The sequence below is a fragment of the Streptomyces lunalinharesii genome (assembly GCF_039532155.1).
In the GTDB taxonomy this organism is placed as follows: Bacteria; Actinomycetota; Actinomycetes; order Streptomycetales; family Streptomycetaceae; genus Streptomyces; species Streptomyces lunalinharesii.
In genome coordinates this window covers 25,756-40,432 of the sequence record NZ_BAAARK010000020.1, presented here as the reverse complement: position 1 = coordinate 40,432, position 14,677 = coordinate 25,756, and the positions used below count along the sequence as shown (strand labels likewise).

Here is a 14,677-nt window from a genome sequence, read left to right as displayed (position 1 = left end):
CCGGCGTGCAAGATCACGCGGCGTGGAACCGAGCCTAGGGCGCGGCCCGGAGCGCATCGCGCAGGCGCGAAATAGTCGTACCGGTGTGGTGCGGGGGGTTCTTGGGACGCGACGCGGATACGGATTTCACGTTTGGCGGCGGGCCGTGTAATGTCTTCATCGCTCGCCCCAATAGCTCAGTCGGCAGAGCGTCTCCATGGTAAGGAGAAGGTCTACGGTTCGATTCCGTATTGGGGCTCTGGTGTGTGAGGATCCCGTCTTCGGACGGGGGAATCTCGCACCGCAGCGGTGTAGCTCAGTCGGTAGAGCAAGCGGCTCATAATCGCTGTGTCACCGGTTCAAGTCCGGTCACCGCTACTGACAGTAGCCGATTGTGGGGTCGGTCCTCCGATCGGCTACTCTTTTATGCGTTCACATCGACTACCCGTCCGTCAAGGAGCACTCACGTGGCTGCCACCGACGTCCGCCCGAAGATCACGCTGGCCTGCGTGGAGTGCAAGGAGCGGAACTACATCACCAAGAAGAACCGGCGCAACGACCCGGACCGCATGGAGATGAAGAAGCACTGCCCGCGTTGCAACGCGCACACCGCGCACCGCGAGACGCGATAACTCAGGCTCGTCTGTGAGGCCGTCCCCATTTCCTGGGGGCGGCCTCGCGGCATTAGCACCATCAGTACAGGGAGGTTGCGAGCCCATGGCGCTCGACCAGTCATTCGTCGGACGCACGTACCCGCCCACCGACCCGTACGAGGTCGGCCGGGAAAAGATCCGCGAATTCGCGGAGGCGATCGGTGACACCAACCCCGCTTACACGGACACCGAAGCCGCCAAGGCGCTCGGTCACCCCGATGTGATCGCCCCGCCGACTTTTGTGTTTGCCATCACGTTCAAGGCCGCCGGGCAGGTCGTCGCCGACCCGCAACTCGGTCTGGACTACAGCCGAGTGGTGCACGGCGACCAGAAGTTCGCCTACCGGCGGCCGGTGCGTGCCGGTGACCGGCTGACCGTGACCTCCACCATCGAGTCGATCCGCTCCATGGCCGGCAACGAGGTCATCGACATCCGCGGCGAGGTGCACGACGAGGCCGGCGAGCACGTCGTGACCGCCATCACCAAGCTCGTCGCCCGGCGCGCCGAGGAGGCCTGACATGACCGCGAAGATCGCCTACGACGACGTCGAGGTCGGCACCGAGCTCCCCGCGCAGGACTTCCCCGTGACCCGCGCCACGCTCGTCCAGTACGCCGGCGCCTCCGGGGACTTCAACCCGATCCACTGGAACGAGAAGTTCGCCAAGGAGGTCGGGCTGCCGGACGTCATCGCGCACGGCATGTTCACCATGGCCGTGGCGGTCCGGGTGGTCACCGACTGGGTCGGCGACCCGGGTGCGGTCGCCGAGTACGGCGTGCGCTTCACCAAGCCCGTCGTCGTGCCCAACGACGAGGACGGCGCGCTGATCGAGGTCAGCGGCACGGTCGCGGCCAAGCTCGACGACGACGAGCGGACCGTCCGGGTCGACCTCACCGCCAAGAGCGCCGACCAGAAGGTGCTGGGCATGTCCCGCGCCGTGGTCCGGCTCGCCTGACGCAGCCGCGCGGGGCGGCCGGCCGGCACCGCCGGGCCGCCCCCGTACCCTTGGCCGGGTGCAGGAACGCCACGTAGAGAACAACGCCCCCCTCGCCCCGCTGACCACCTTCCGGCTCGGCGGCCCGGCGACCCGGCTCGTCACGGCCAGCACCGACGACGAGGTGATCGCGGCCGTCCGCGCGGCGGACGACGCCGGCACCCCGCTGCTGGTCATCGGCGGCGGCAGCAACCTCGTCATCGGCGACAAGGGCTTCGACGGCACCGCCCTGCGCATCGCCACCCGCGGCTTCGCCCTCGACGGCACCGCGCTGGAGCTCGCCGCGGGTGAGAACTGGTCGGACGCCGTGGCCCGCACCGTCGAGGCCGGACTGGCCGGCGTCGAGTGCCTGGCCGGCATCCCCGGCTCGGCCGGCGCCACCCCGATCCAGAACGTCGGCGCCTACGGGCAGGACGTCTCCGAGACCCTCACCGAAGTCGTCGCCTACGACCGCCACAGCGGTGAGACCGTCACCCTCTCCCGGGCGGAGTGCGGCTTCTCGTACCGCCACAGCCGCTTCAAGCAGGACCCCGAGCGGTTCGTCGTGCTGCGCGTCCGGTTCGCCCTGGAGGACGCGGACGGGCTCTCCGCGCCCCTGAGGTACGACCAGACGGCCCGCGCTCTCGGCGTCGGCACCGGGGACCGGGTGCCGCTCACCGTCGCCCGCAAGACCGTCCTGGCGCTGCGGGCCAGCAAGGGCATGGTGCTGGACCCCGACGACCACGACACCTGGTCGGCCGGCTCCTTCTTCACCAACCCCGTCCTCACCGAGGCCGAGCACGCCGACTTCGTCCAGCGGGTCCACGACCGGCTCGGCCCCGACGCCGCGCCGCCCGCCTTCCCGGACGGCGACGGCCGGGTGAAGACCTCCGCGGCCTGGCTCATCGACCGGGCCGGCTTCACCAAGGGCTACGGCAGCGGCCCGGCCCGGATCTCCACCAAGCACACCCTGGCCCTCACCAATCGGGGCCGGGCCACCACCGAGGACCTGCTCGCGCTGGCCCGCGAGGTCCGCGACGGCGTGCACGCCGCCTTCGGGGTCACCCTCGTCAACGAGCCGGTGACGGTCGGCGTCAGCCTGTAAGCGCCCCCTGGCCGGCCGTCCCGGGCCGCTACGGCAGCGGGGCGGCCAGCCAGGCGTCGACGTCCGCCAGCGCCGCCCGCCGCACCTCCTCGGGCGCCCGGGAGGCCCGCACGGACTGCCGGGCGAGTTCGGCCAGCTCGGCGTCGGTGAAGGCGTGCGCGCTGCGCGCGATCTCGTACTGGGCGGCCAGCCGCGCGCCGAACAGCAGCGGGTCGTCGGCGCCCAGCGCCATCGGCACCCCCGCGTCGAAGAACGTCCGCAGCGGCACGTCCTCCTGCTTCCCGTAGACGCCCAGCGCCACGTTGGACGCCGGGCACACCTCACAGGTCACCCCGCGGGACGCCAGCCGGCGCAGCAGCACCGGATCCTCCGCGGCCCGCACCCCGTGCCCGATCCGGGTGGCGTGCAGGTCGTCCAGGCAGTCCCGGACGCTCGCCGGCCCGGACAGCTCGCCGCCGTGCGGCGCGGAGAGCAGGCCGCCGTCCCGGGCGATGGCGAAGGCCCGGTCGAAGTCCCGGGCGAGGCCACGGCGTTCGTCGTTGGAGAGCCCGAAGCCGACCACCCCGCGGTCGGCGTAGCGCACCGCCAGCCGGGCCAGCGTGCGGGCGTCCAACGGGTGCTTCATCCGGTTCGCCGCCACCAGGACGCGGATGCCCAACCCGGTGTCGCGGGACGCCCGGTCCACCGCGTCCAGGATGATCTCCAGGGCCGGGATCAGCCCGCCCAGCCGCGGCGCGTACGAGGTTGGGTCGACCTGGATCTCCAGCCACCGGGAGCCGTCCCGGACGTCCTCCTGCGCCGCCTCGCGCACCAACCGCTGGATGTCCTCGGGCGATCGCAGGCAGGACCGCGCGAGGTCGTAGAGCCGTTGGAAGCGGAACCAGCCGCGTTCGTCGGTGGCGCTCAGCCGGGGCGGCTTCCCGCTCGTGAGCGCCTCCGGCAGGTGGACGCCGTACTTGTCGGCGAGGTCCAGCAGCGTCGCCGGTCGCATCGAGCCGGTGAAGTGCAGGTGCAGGTGGGCCTTCGGCAGTTGACGCAGATCACGAACACGCTCCATCCGCAGATACTGCCGCACCCGCCGCCCGCGGGCATAGGCCCAGCCCCGAACGGAGGGACCACCAAAAAGGCGTGCGGGGCCGGACGACGGTCCGACCCCGCACGCCGAGCGGCTGACCGCGCCGCGCTACGCGGCTACTTCGCCTCCGCCAGCAGCTTCTGGATCCGCGAGACGCCCTCGACCAGGTCCTCGTCGCCCAGGGCATACGAAAGGCGCAGGTAGCCGGGGGTGCCGAAGGCTTCACCCGGGACGACGGCGACCTCCGCCTCCTCCAGGATCAGCTCGGCCAGCTCGACGCTGGACTGCGGGCGCTTGCCCCGGATCTCCTTGCCCAGCAGCCCCTTCACCGACGGGTACGCGTAGAACGCGCCCTCCGGCTCCGGGCAGAGCACGCCGTCGATCTCGTTGAGCATCCGCACGATGGTCTTGCGGCGCCGGTCGAAGGCGACCTTCATCTCCTCGACGGCCGTCAGGTCACCGCTGACCGCCGCGATGGCCGCGGCCTGCGCCACGTTGGAGACGTTGGAGGTGGCGTGCGACTGGAGGTTGGTGGCCGCCTTGATGACGTCCTTGGGGCCGATGGCCCAGCCCACCCGCCAGCCGGTCATCGCGTACGTCTTCGCCACGCCGTTGACGACGATGCACTTCTCGCGCAGCTCCGGCACCACGACCGGCAGCGAGGAGAACTCCGCGTCGCCGTAGACCAGGTGCTCGTAGATCTCGTCGGTCAGCACCCACAGGCCGTGCTCGGCGGCCCAGCGGCCGATCGCCTCGACCTGCTCGCGGGGGTAGACCGCACCGGTCGGGTTCGACGGCGAGACGAACAGCAGCACCTTGGTGCGCTCGGTGCGGGCCGCCTCCAACTGCTCGACGGACACCCGGTAGCCGGTGGTCTCGTCGGCGACCACGTCGACCGGCACGCCGCCCGCGAGCCGGATCGACTCGGGGTAGGTGGTCCAGTACGGCGCCGGGACGATGACCTCGTCGCCCGGGTCCAGGATGGCCGCGAACGCCTCGTAGATGGCCTGCTTGCCACCGTTGGTGACCAGGACGTTCGCGGCTTCGATCTCGTAGCCGGAGTCGCGCAGCGTCTTCGCCACGATCGCCGACTTCAGCTCGGGGAGGCCGCCGGCGGGGGTGTAGCGGTGGAACTTCGGGTTCCGGCAGGCCTCGATCGCCGCCTCGACGATGTAGTCGGGCGTGGGGAAGTCGGGCTCGCCGGCGCCGAAGCCGATCACCGGACGCCCGGCGGCCTTGAGGGCCTTGGCCTTGGCGTCGACGGCGAGGGTGGCGGACTCGGAGATCGAACCGACGCGCACGGAAACCCGGCGGTCGGCGGGGGACGATGCAGAGGGAGTGGCAGCGCTCATAGGGGCATCGTTGCAGACGGGACGCGACCGCGTTGCACGGGTTTGCAGGGCGGTACGGGAGGTTCCTGTTCGACGCCCGGCTCCGAACCACGTACACTCGCTGACCGTTGGCTCCCACCGGGTCACCGCGGTGCACGATGACACGACGTAGTGCAGTCGTCCACATGCGGTAGGTTGGGGGAACCACAAAGGGTCGTAGCTCAATTGGTAGAGCACTGGTCTCCAAAACCAGCGGTTGGGGGTTCAAGTCCCTCCGGCCCTGCTACACGCACTTTCATCACCGAGTGCGTGCATGCGTACGTACGAAATGCACCGCCGTGCGGCCGGGCCGGGCGCGGCACGGCCACGACCCGGATTCAGGTGAGGACGAGTGACGGACGCCCTGGGCTCCATCGACATGCCTGAGCGCGGTCGTTCCGAAGAGGACGCCACGGAATCCCAGAAGAAGCCCCGCCGCGGTGGTAAGCGCGGCAAGAAGGGGCCCTTCGCACGGCTCGCGCTCTTCTACCGCCAGGTCATCGCGGAACTCCGTAAGGTCGTCTGGCCGACGCGCGGCCAGCTGTCGTCGTACACCACCGTGGTGATCGTCTTCGTGGCCATCATCATCGGTCTCGTAACCGTGATTGACTTGGGAATCAACCGAGTCGTCGGGTACGTCTTCGGCTGACCCCGCGGAGGTTGCCTCTGCGGGGCGGCCTTTCGCACGTTTAACCCCTTGAAGCAAGGAAGAAGCAGCCACGTGTCTGACCCGAACCTGAACGACGCCGCCAAGCCCGTCGCGGCTGCAGAGGCCGAGGTTGACGAGGCCGTCTCGGCCGAGGTCGAGGGGGAGGCTGCGGCGATCGCTGACGAGGACGCCGCCGCGGACATCGTCGCGGGCGCGGACGACGTCGACGAGCTGGACGCCGAGGACGCCGACGCCGGCGAGCCCGCCGAGGCGGAGGCCGTGCACGTCGAGGACGAGGAAGCCGACGAGGCTTCCGAGGACGTCGAGGAGCAGGAGCCGGTCGACCCGGTGGCCGCCCTCCGTGACGAGCTGCGCGGACTCCCCGGCGAGTGGTACGTCATCCACACCTACGCGGGCTACGAGAACCGCGTGAAGACCAACCTCGAGCAGCGCGCCGTGTCACTGAACGTCGAGGACTACATCTTCCAGGCCGAGGTGCCGCAGGAAGAGGTAGTGCAGATCAAGAACGGTGACCGCCGCACCGTCCGCCAGAACAAGCTTCCGGGCTACGTGCTGGTGCGCATGGACCTGACCAACGAGTCCTGGGGCGTCGTCCGCAACACCCCGGGCGTCACCGGCTTCGTCGGCAACGCCTACGACCCGTACCCGCTGACCCTGGACGAGATCGTCAAGATGCTCGCGCCGGAGGCGGAGGAGAAGGCCGCCAAGGAGGCCGCCGCGGCCGAGGGCAAGCCGGCGCCGTCCCGCAAGGTCGAGGTCCAGGTGCTGGACTTCGAGGTGGGCGACTCCGTCACCGTCACCGACGGTCCGTTCGCGACGCTGCAGGCCACGATCAACGAGATCAACGCCGACTCGAAGAAGGTCAAGGGTCTGGTGGAGATCTTCGGCCGCGAGACCCCGGTCGAGCTGAGCTTCGACCAGATCCAGAAGAACTAGGTTCTTCCGGACCTCCAGCCACCGACCAGGTCAGACCGGCGCAGAGCCGGTCTGACCTGCGCGGTTTTTGGCCGCACGACAGTACCCGTTATCGTGGTGCGGTATGCCTCCATCCGGATGACCGGATTGCGGGGCGAACCACCTCTCACTAGGACCCGGAGAGAGCATGCCTCCCAAGAAGAAGAAGGTCACGGGGCTTATCAAGCTCCAGATCCAGGCCGGTGCCGCGAACCCGGCTCCGCCGGTCGGCCCCGCGCTGGGTCAGCACGGCGTCAACATCATGGAGTTCTGCAAGGCCTACAACGCCGCGACCGAGTCGCAGCGTGGCATGGTCGTGCCGGTGGAGATCACGGTCTACGAAGACCGTTCCTTCACCTTCGTCACCAAGACCCCGCCGGCCGCGAAGCTCATCCTGAAGGCCGCAGGCGTGGAGAAGGGCTCCGGCGAGCCGCACAAGACCAAGGTCGCCAAGATCACCGAGGCGCAGGTCCGCGAGATCGCCACCACTAAGATGCCCGACCTGAACGCCAACGACCTGGACGCCGCGTCGAAGATCATCGCCGGCACCGCCCGTTCCATGGGCATCACGGTCGAGGGCTGATCCTCAGCTCGTCACGGCCGCGCGGCGCAAGCCGCACGTTGGCTCAGCCCGTGGCAGGACCAGGCGCTGGTCCGTACCACGACTCCACCCCACTGCATCAGGAGCAGAAGTGAAGCGCAGCAAGAATCTTCGCAACGCGGACGCGAAGATCGACCGGGAGCGTCTGTACGCCCCGCTCGAGGCCGTCCGTCTCGCCAAGGACACCTCCTCGTCCAAGTTCGACTCGACCGTCGAGGTCGCCATGCGTCTGGGCGTCGACCCGCGCAAGGCCGACCAGATGGTCCGTGGCACCGTGAACCTCCCGCACGGCACCGGTAAGACCGCCCGGGTCCTGGTCTTCGCGACCGGTGACCGTGCTGCGGCCGCGGAAGCCGCCGGCGCCGACATCGTCGGCTCGGACGAACTGATCGACGAGGTCTCCAAGGGCCGTCTGGACTTCGACGCCGTCGTCGCCACCCCGGACCTCATGGGCAAGGTCGGCCGCCTCGGCCGCGTGCTCGGTCCCCGTGGTCTGATGCCGAACCCGAAGACCGGCACCGTCACGCCGGACGTCGCGAAGGCCGTCACCGACATCAAGGGCGGCAAGATCGAGTTCCGCGTCGACAAGCACTCCAACCTCCACTTCATCATCGGCAAGGTGTCCTTCGACGACACCAAGCTGGTGGAGAACTACGCCGCGGCGCTGGAGGAGATCAGCCGTCTGAAGCCGTCCGCCGCCAAGGGCCGCTACATCAAGAAGACGACGATCAGCACCACCGTGGGCCCCGGCATCCCGGTGGACTCCAACCGCACCCGCAACCTCCTCACCGAGGACGAGGCCATCTGATCTCGCTGATCGATGCCTCGTAGCGCGTGACGCGTTACCTGCAGGCCCCGCTCTCCTCAGGGAGGGCGGGGCCTGATGCGTTCCTGTCCGGGCCTGGCGCACGGGCTGTCGGGGGTCTGCACTACAGTCGCCACCGAGGTCCATAGGGAGATCTAAGGGGGAGCCTCAGTGCGCACCACGCGTATTGCCGTCGCCGTTGCGGCGGGAGTTGTCATGATGGCCGGCCTGACCGCTTGTAACAGCGGCGGCGACAAGAGCAACGGCACCGGCGGTGGCAGCGCCAGCGGTGGCAGCAACGACGCGGCGGGGGCGAAGTCCCCGCTGGACGCGGCGCTCGCCTCGCTGAAGTCCGCCTCGCAGCAGACGAACGGCAAGAACTCCGCCAAGGTCGAGGGCACCACCAAGAACGGCGCGATGACCCAGACCATGAAGGGCGCGATGGACTGGGCGTCCGGCATGCACATGTCGGTGGACATCACCCAGGCCGGCGGTCCGATGGGCGGCTCCGGCAAGCCCATGAAGGCGCTGTACACGCCGGACGCGATGTACATGAACATGGGCATGCCCATGGGCGGCAAGAACTGGATCAAGTACGACTACGACGTCATGGCCAAGAAGATGGGCGCGGCCGGCGCCCTCATGAAGGACATGATGAACAACAACAACCCGGGCCGGTCGGTGGACCTGCTGATCGCCTCGGGCAAGGTCAAGGAAGTCGGCAAGGAAGACGTCCGCGGCGTCCAGGCGACCCACTACAGCGGCACGCTCTCGGTGAGCGAGCTGACCCGCATGCAGACGAAGAACGTCAGCGAGGCGGACCTGAAGTCCCTGGAGCAGCAGCTCCAGGGGATGGGCGCCAAGAACGAGACCATCGACCTCTGGGTCAGCTCGGACAACCTGCTGGTCAAGAAGCACGAGCAGATGGACGGCAAGTCGCCGTACGACTCGACGGTCTACTACTCGGACTACGGCACCAAGGTCTCGGTGACGCCGCCGCCGGCGAGCGACACCACCGAGTACAAGTGAGCCCACTGCGGTAGAGGTCCACTGGTGAGCGGGGGCCCGGGGCGCGTTCCCGGTGCCCCCGCTCAGCCGATTTGCTCTGGCCCAGGCCGTTCCCGTACGGTGTCCCGGAAGCCAAAGACCGCTGGTTGTCTCTGTGTGTCCGATCCCGGACGCGCGGCGGCCGAAGGATCCGCTAGCTGCGGACGGCCTGCGCAGGTTGTGTGGAGAAACTCCCGGACAGTTTTCTGACCGGTTGAGTGACGCCCCGTGCCCTGCGCCGGGGCGTTTGTTTTGCCCAGCCCCTTCTGCGCGGTCCTCATCACCCGGAAGGAGGCCGAGGCTCATGGCGAGGCCCGACAAGGTCGCAGCAGTCGACGAGATTGCCGAGAAGTTCCGCAACTCGAACGCCGCTGTTGTGACCGCGTACACCGGTCTTACCGTTGCGCAGATCAAGGATCTGCGCCGTTCGCTCGGTGAGAACGCTCAGTACCGTGTGGTGAAGAACACGCTGACCAAGATCGCGGCCCAGGAGGCCGGGATCTCTGTGCTGGACGAGCACCTCAGTGGCTCGACGGCCGTCGCCTTCGTGACCGGTGACCCGGTTGAGGCGGCGAAGGGTCTTCGTGACTTCGCCAAGGAGAACCAGAACCTCGTCATCAAGGGCGGTGTCCTTGATGGCAAGGCGCTCTCCGCCGACGAGATCAAGAAGCTTGCGGACCTCGAGTCCCGCGAGGTTCTGCTCAGCAAGCTGGCCGGTGCCTTCAAGGCGAAGCAGTCCCAGGCTGCCTCCGTCTTCCAGGCGCTGCCGTCGAAGCTCGTCCGCACCGTGGACGCGCTGCGCGCCAAGCAGGCTGAGCAGGGCGGTGCCGAGTAATTCGGCTCGCGTCATGATCCGTGCCGTCCCGGCGCGGGTTACAGCGGGCCGCACGCCCGCCGAAATGTACATCCGGCACCAGCCGAATTAGTGGAAGGACCGCCATCATGGCGAAGCTCACCCAGGACGAGCTGCTCGAGCAGTTCGAAGGCATGACCCTCATCGAGCTCTCCGAGTTCGTGAAGGCCTTCGAGGAGAAGTTCGACGTCACCGCCGCCGCTGCCGCGCCGGTCGTCGTCGCCGGTGCCGCTGGTGGCGCCGCTGCCGAGGCCGAGGAGGAGCAGGACGAGTTCGACGTCATCCTCACCGGTGCCGGCGACAAGAAGATCCAGGTCATCAAGGTCGTGCGCGAGCTGACCTCCCTCGGCCTGAAGGAGGCCAAGGACCTGGTCGACGGCACCCCGAAGCCGGTTCTGGAGAAGGTTGCCAAGGACGCCGCCGAGAAGGCCGCCGAGTCCCTCAAGGCTGCCGGCGCCTCCGTCGAGGTCAAGTGACCTTGGTGAGTCTCTGACTCCCGTCCGCTGCGCCTGACGGTGTAACGCGGACACCGCGAAGGGCGATCACCCATACGGGTGGTCGCCCTTCCGCGTACCCGCCCCGGCTGCGTTGCCCCGCGACGGAGTGCGAGTATGGTGATCTTCGTTGTCCGGACGCACCTCGGTGTGACGATCTCCCAGAGGCGGGGGGCCTTGACGAACCGGACGCGGCGCGCAATTCTCGGGACGCGACGCAGAAGCGGTCCAGGGTTCGAGGCATGGATCGCAGACGAAGAGGGAAGCATCGGTGTGCGCCACTGGCGCAGGGCTTTCGGCAGGCGCAGGGCATTGGGCGTAGAGAAGAACAACGAGGCGCACCTCCGTTGCGGAGGGCATCACCTCCCGGAGGGAGAAGATCGGCACACGGTGCGGTACCGGTCTCCGGAAACTCGCTCTGGACATCAGTGGGCCATGTGGCTACACTGACCCTTTGCGCTGCCTGTTAGCTGCTCCCTGCCCGTCACCAGGGGCATACCCGAGCCCGAGCAAAGCTGACTGACCCGCCCTGACCTGGGCTTTCCATCGCTTTGCTCGATTCGGGACCGGTACGCGCGTAGTGAGTCCGAGCCCTCGGAAGGACCCCCTCTTGGCCGCCTCGCGCAACGCCTCGACTGCCAATACGAACAACGGCGACAGCACCGCCCCGCTGCGCATCTCTTTTGCGAAGATCAAGGAGCCCCTCGGGGTTCCGAACCTCCTTGCGCTGCAGACCGAAAGCTTCGACTGGCTGCTCGGCAATGCCGCATGGAAGGGTCGCGTCGAGGCTGCGCTGGAGAGTGGGCAGGAAGTTCCCACCAAGTCCGGTCTGGAAGAGATCTTCGAAGAGATCTCCCCGATCGAGGACTTCTCCGGGTCGATGTCGCTGACTTTCCGCGACCACCGCTTCGAGCCTCCGAAGAACTCCATCGACGAGTGCAAGGAGCGCGACTTCACGTACGCGGCTCCGCTCTTCGTCACCGCGGAGTTCACCAACAACGAGACCGGCGAGATCAAGTCCCAGACGGTCTTCATGGGCGACTTCCCGCTCATGACCAACAAGGGCACCTTCGTCATCAACGGCACCGAGCGTGTCGTGGTGTCGCAGCTGGTCCGCTCGCCGGGTGTGTACTTCGACAGCTCGATCGACAAGACGTCCGACAAGGACATCTTCTCCGCCAAGATCATCCCGTCCCGGGGTGCCTGGCTGGAGATGGAGATCGACAAGCGCGACATGGTCGGTGTGCGCATCGACCGCAAGCGCAAGCAGTCCGTGACCGTCCTGCTCAAGGCGCTCGGTTGGACCACCGAGCAGATCCTTGAGGAGTTCGGCGAGTACGAGTCGATGCGCGCCACCCTGGAGAAGGACCACACCCAGGGCCAGGACGACGCGCTGCTCGACATCTACCGCAAGCTGCGTCCGGGCGAGCCGCCGACCCGTGAGGCCGCGCAGACGCTGCTGGAGAACCTCTACTTCAACCCCAAGCGCTACGACCTCGCCAAGGTCGGCCGCTACAAGGTCAACAAGAAGCTCGGCGGCGACGAGCCGCTGGACGCCGGTGTGCTGACCACCGATGACGTCATCGCCACGATCAAGTACCTGGTCCAGCTGCACGCCGGCGAGACCGAGACGATCGGCGAGAACGGCAACAGCATCGTTGTCGAGACCGACGACATCGACCACTTCGGCAACCGCCGCCTGCGCAACGTCGGCGAGCTGATTCAGAACCAGGTCCGTACGGGTCTCGCCCGTATGGAGCGCGTCGTGCGCGAGCGCATGACCACCCAGGACGTCGAGGCGATCACGCCGCAGACCCTGATCAACATCCGGCCGGTCGTCGCCTCCATCAAGGAGTTCTTCGGCACCAGCCAGCTGTCCCAGTTCATGGACCAGACCAACCCGCTGTCGGGTCTGACCCACAAGCGCCGTCTGTCGGCGCTGGGCCCGGGCGGTCTCTCCCGTGAGCGGGCCGGTCTGGACGTCCGTGACGTGCACCCGTCGCACTACGGCCGCATGTGCCCGATCGAGACGCCCGAAGGCCCGAACATCGGTCTGATCGGTTCGCTCGCTTCCTACGGGCGGGTCAACGTCTTCGGCTTCATCGAGACGCCGTACCGCAAGGTCGTCGACGGCCAGGTCACGGAGGAGGTGGACTACCTCACTGCGGACGAGGAGGACCGCTTCCTCATCGCCCAGGCCAACGCCAAGCTCAGCGAGGACCTGCGCTTCGCCGAGCAGCGCGTGCTGGTCCGTCGTCGTGGCGGCGAGGTCGACCTCGTCCCCGCCGACGAGGTGCACTACATGGACGTCTCGCCGCGCCAGATGGTGTCGGCCGCGACCGCCATGATCCCGTTCCTCGAGCACGACGACGCCAACCGCGCGCTCATGGGATCGAACATGATGCGCCAGGCCGTTCCGCTGATCAAGGCGGAGTCGCCGCTGGTCGGCACCGGCATGGAGTACCGCTGTGCGGTCGACGCCGGTGACGTCATCAAGGCCGAGAAGAACGGTGTGGTCCAGGAGGTCTCCGCGGACTACATCACCGTCGCCAACGACGACGGCACGTACACCACGTACCGCGTCGCCAAGTTCACCCGCTCCAACCAGGGCACCTCCTTCAACCAGAAGGTCGTCGTGGACGAGGGCGCGCGGGTCATCGAGGGCCAGGTCCTCGCCGACGGTCCGTCCACGGACGAAGGCGAGATGGCGCTCGGCAAGAACCTGCTCGTGGCGTTCATGCCGTGGGAGGGTCACAACTACGAGGACGCGATCATCCTGTCGCAGCGCCTCGTGCAGGACGACGTCCTCTCCTCGATCCACATCGAGGAGCACGAGGTCGACGCCCGTGACACCAAGCTCGGCCCCGAGGAGATCACCCGGGACATCCCGAACGTCTCCGAGGAGGTCCTCTCCGACCTCGACGAGCGCGGCATCATCCGGATCGGTGCCGAGGTCGTCGCCGGCGACATCCTCGTCGGCAAGGTCACGCCCAAGGGTGAGACCGAGCTGACCCCCGAGGAGCGCCTGCTCCGCGCGATCTTCGGTGAGAAGGCGCGCGAGGTGCGCGACACCTCGCTGAAGGTGCCGCACGGCGAGATCGGCAAGGTCATCGGCGTCCGCGTCTTCGACCGCGAAGAGGGCGACGAGCTGCCTCCGGGCGTGAACCAGCTGGTCCGCGTCTACGTCGCGCAGAAGCGCAAGATCACCGATGGTGACAAGCTCGCCGGCCGTCACGGCAACAAGGGCGTCATCTCGAAGATCCTGCCGGTCGAGGACATGCCGTTCATGGAGGACGGCACCCCGGTCGACATCATCCTCAACCCGCTGGGCGTCCCGTCCCGAATGAACCCGGGACAGGTCCTGGAGATCCACCTCGGCTGGCTCGCCAGCCAGGGCTGGGACGTCTCCAGCCTCGGTGAGGAGTGGGCCCAGCGCCTCCAGTCCATCGCCGCCGACCAGGTCGAGCCGCGCACCAACGTCGCGACCCCGGTCTTCGACGGCGCCCGCGAGGACGAGCTGGCCGGTCTGCTGGAGAACACCCGGCCCAACCGCGACGGCGACCGCATGGTCCTGCCGTCCGGCAAGGCGCGGATGTTCGACGGCCGCTCCGGTGAGCCGTTCCCGGACCCGATCTCCGTCGGGTACATGTACATCCTCAAGCTCCACCACCTGGTCGACGACAAGCTGCACGCGCGCTCGACCGGTCCGTACTCGATGATCACCCAGCAGCCGCTGGGCGGTAAGGCTCAGTTCGGTGGCCAGCGCTTCGGTGAGATGGAGGTGTGGGCGCTGGAGGCTTACGGCGCCGCGTACGCCCTCCAGGAGCTGCTGACGATCAAGTCCGACGACGTCACCGGCCGCGTGAAGGTCTACGAGGCCATCGTCAAGGGCGAGAACATCCCCGAGCCCGGCATCCCCGAGTCCTTCAAGGTGCTCATCAAGGAGATGCAGTCCCTGTGCCTCAACGTGGAGGTGCTGTCCTCGGACGGCATGTCCATCGAGATGCGCGACACCGACGAGGACGTCTTCCGCGCTGCGGAGGAGCTCGGCATCGACCTGTCCCGGCGCGAGCCGAGCAGCGTCGAAGAGGTCTGACGGG

General features: G+C 67.9%; 14 protein-coding genes and 3 tRNA genes. 15 read left to right on the top strand and 2 right to left on the bottom strand.

The features are described 5' to 3' along the window. Positions 1 to 165: 165 nt before the first annotated feature. From ABD385_RS26410 to ABD385_RS26385, 6 genes are all read left to right on the top strand, one after another. Positions 166 to 238: transfer RNA gene (locus ABD385_RS26410), tRNA-Thr, on the top strand. A 46-nt stretch (positions 239 to 284) separates the two neighbouring features. Then, positions 285 to 357: transfer RNA gene (locus ABD385_RS26405), tRNA-Met, on the top strand. An 89-nt stretch (positions 358 to 446) separates the two neighbouring features. Continuing rightward, positions 447 to 611 carry a 50S ribosomal protein L33 gene (gene rpmG, locus ABD385_RS26400; protein WP_016578602.1) on the top strand — a complete coding sequence of 55 codons (165 nt, stop codon included), beginning with the start codon at positions 447 to 449 and terminating at the stop codon, positions 609 to 611. Positions 612 to 696: 85 nt separating this feature from the next. Then, positions 697 to 1,149: an FAS1-like dehydratase domain-containing protein gene (locus ABD385_RS26395; protein WP_344580581.1), complete on the top strand. Its 453-nt coding sequence runs from the start codon at positions 697 to 699 to the stop codon at positions 1,147 to 1,149. A 1-nt stretch (position 1,150) separates the two neighbouring features. Beyond that, positions 1,151 to 1,585, top strand: a complete 435-nt coding sequence (locus tag ABD385_RS26390) for a MaoC family dehydratase (RefSeq protein ID WP_344580579.1) — start codon at positions 1,151 to 1,153, stop codon at positions 1,583 to 1,585. Between the two features lie 58 nt (positions 1,586 to 1,643). Beyond that, positions 1,644 to 2,708, top strand: coding sequence for a UDP-N-acetylmuramate dehydrogenase (locus tag ABD385_RS26385; protein ID WP_344580577.1), 1,065 nt, complete (start codon positions 1,644 to 1,646; stop codon positions 2,706 to 2,708). A 28-nt stretch (positions 2,709 to 2,736) separates the two neighbouring features. Here ABD385_RS26385 and ABD385_RS26380 read toward each other — a convergent pair whose 3' ends face one another. Continuing rightward, a complete protein-coding gene (locus ABD385_RS26380; RefSeq protein WP_344580576.1) occupies positions 2,737 to 3,765 on the bottom strand; it encodes an adenosine deaminase in 1,029 nt (342 codons plus the stop codon). A 134-nt stretch (positions 3,766 to 3,899) separates the two neighbouring features. Continuing rightward, on the bottom strand, positions 3,900 to 5,135 hold the full coding sequence (locus tag ABD385_RS26375) for a pyridoxal phosphate-dependent aminotransferase (RefSeq protein WP_344580574.1): 1,236 nt from the start codon (positions 5,133 to 5,135) through the stop codon (positions 3,900 to 3,902). Between the two features lie 189 nt (positions 5,136 to 5,324). Here ABD385_RS26375 and ABD385_RS26370 point away from each other — a divergent pair. The 9 genes from ABD385_RS26370 to rpoB all read left to right on the top strand — a co-directional run bounded on the left by ABD385_RS26370 (position 5,325) and on the right by rpoB (position 14,673). Then, a tRNA-Trp gene (locus ABD385_RS26370) sits at positions 5,325 to 5,397 on the top strand. Between the two features lie 108 nt (positions 5,398 to 5,505). Further along, a complete protein-coding gene (gene secE, locus ABD385_RS26365; RefSeq protein ID WP_344580573.1) occupies positions 5,506 to 5,802 on the top strand; it encodes a preprotein translocase subunit SecE in 297 nt (98 codons plus the stop codon). Positions 5,803 to 5,874: 72 nt separating this feature from the next. Then, positions 5,875 to 6,759, top strand: coding sequence for a transcription termination/antitermination protein NusG (gene nusG, locus ABD385_RS26360; protein WP_344580571.1), 885 nt, complete (start codon positions 5,875 to 5,877; stop codon positions 6,757 to 6,759). Between the two features lie 166 nt (positions 6,760 to 6,925). Further along, the gene (gene rplK, locus ABD385_RS26355; protein ID WP_016571043.1) at positions 6,926 to 7,360 is read left to right on the top strand and encodes a 50S ribosomal protein L11; all 435 of its coding nucleotides are present in this window, start codon (positions 6,926 to 6,928) and stop codon (positions 7,358 to 7,360) included. 109 nt (positions 7,361 to 7,469) lie between these two features. Beyond that, a complete protein-coding gene (rplA, locus tag ABD385_RS26350; protein WP_344580568.1) occupies positions 7,470 to 8,186 on the top strand; it encodes a 50S ribosomal protein L1 in 717 nt (238 codons plus the stop codon). A 168-nt stretch (positions 8,187 to 8,354) separates the two neighbouring features. Next, positions 8,355 to 9,212 carry an SCO4651 family lipoprotein gene (locus ABD385_RS26345; protein ID WP_425585481.1) on the top strand — a complete coding sequence of 286 codons (858 nt, stop codon included), beginning with the start codon at positions 8,355 to 8,357 and terminating at the stop codon, positions 9,210 to 9,212. A gap of 322 nt (positions 9,213 to 9,534) precedes the next feature. Beyond that, the gene (rplJ, locus tag ABD385_RS26340; protein WP_344580567.1) at positions 9,535 to 10,065 is read left to right on the top strand and encodes a 50S ribosomal protein L10; all 531 of its coding nucleotides are present in this window, start codon (positions 9,535 to 9,537) and stop codon (positions 10,063 to 10,065) included. Between the two features lie 107 nt (positions 10,066 to 10,172). After that, the gene (rplL, locus tag ABD385_RS26335; RefSeq protein WP_344580566.1) at positions 10,173 to 10,559 is read left to right on the top strand and encodes a 50S ribosomal protein L7/L12; all 387 of its coding nucleotides are present in this window, start codon (positions 10,173 to 10,175) and stop codon (positions 10,557 to 10,559) included. 628 nt (positions 10,560 to 11,187) lie between these two features. Beyond that, a complete protein-coding gene (rpoB, locus tag ABD385_RS26330; protein ID WP_344580564.1) occupies positions 11,188 to 14,673 on the top strand; it encodes a DNA-directed RNA polymerase subunit beta in 3,486 nt (1,161 codons plus the stop codon). The last annotated feature ends 4 nt before the right edge of the window (positions 14,674 to 14,677 follow it).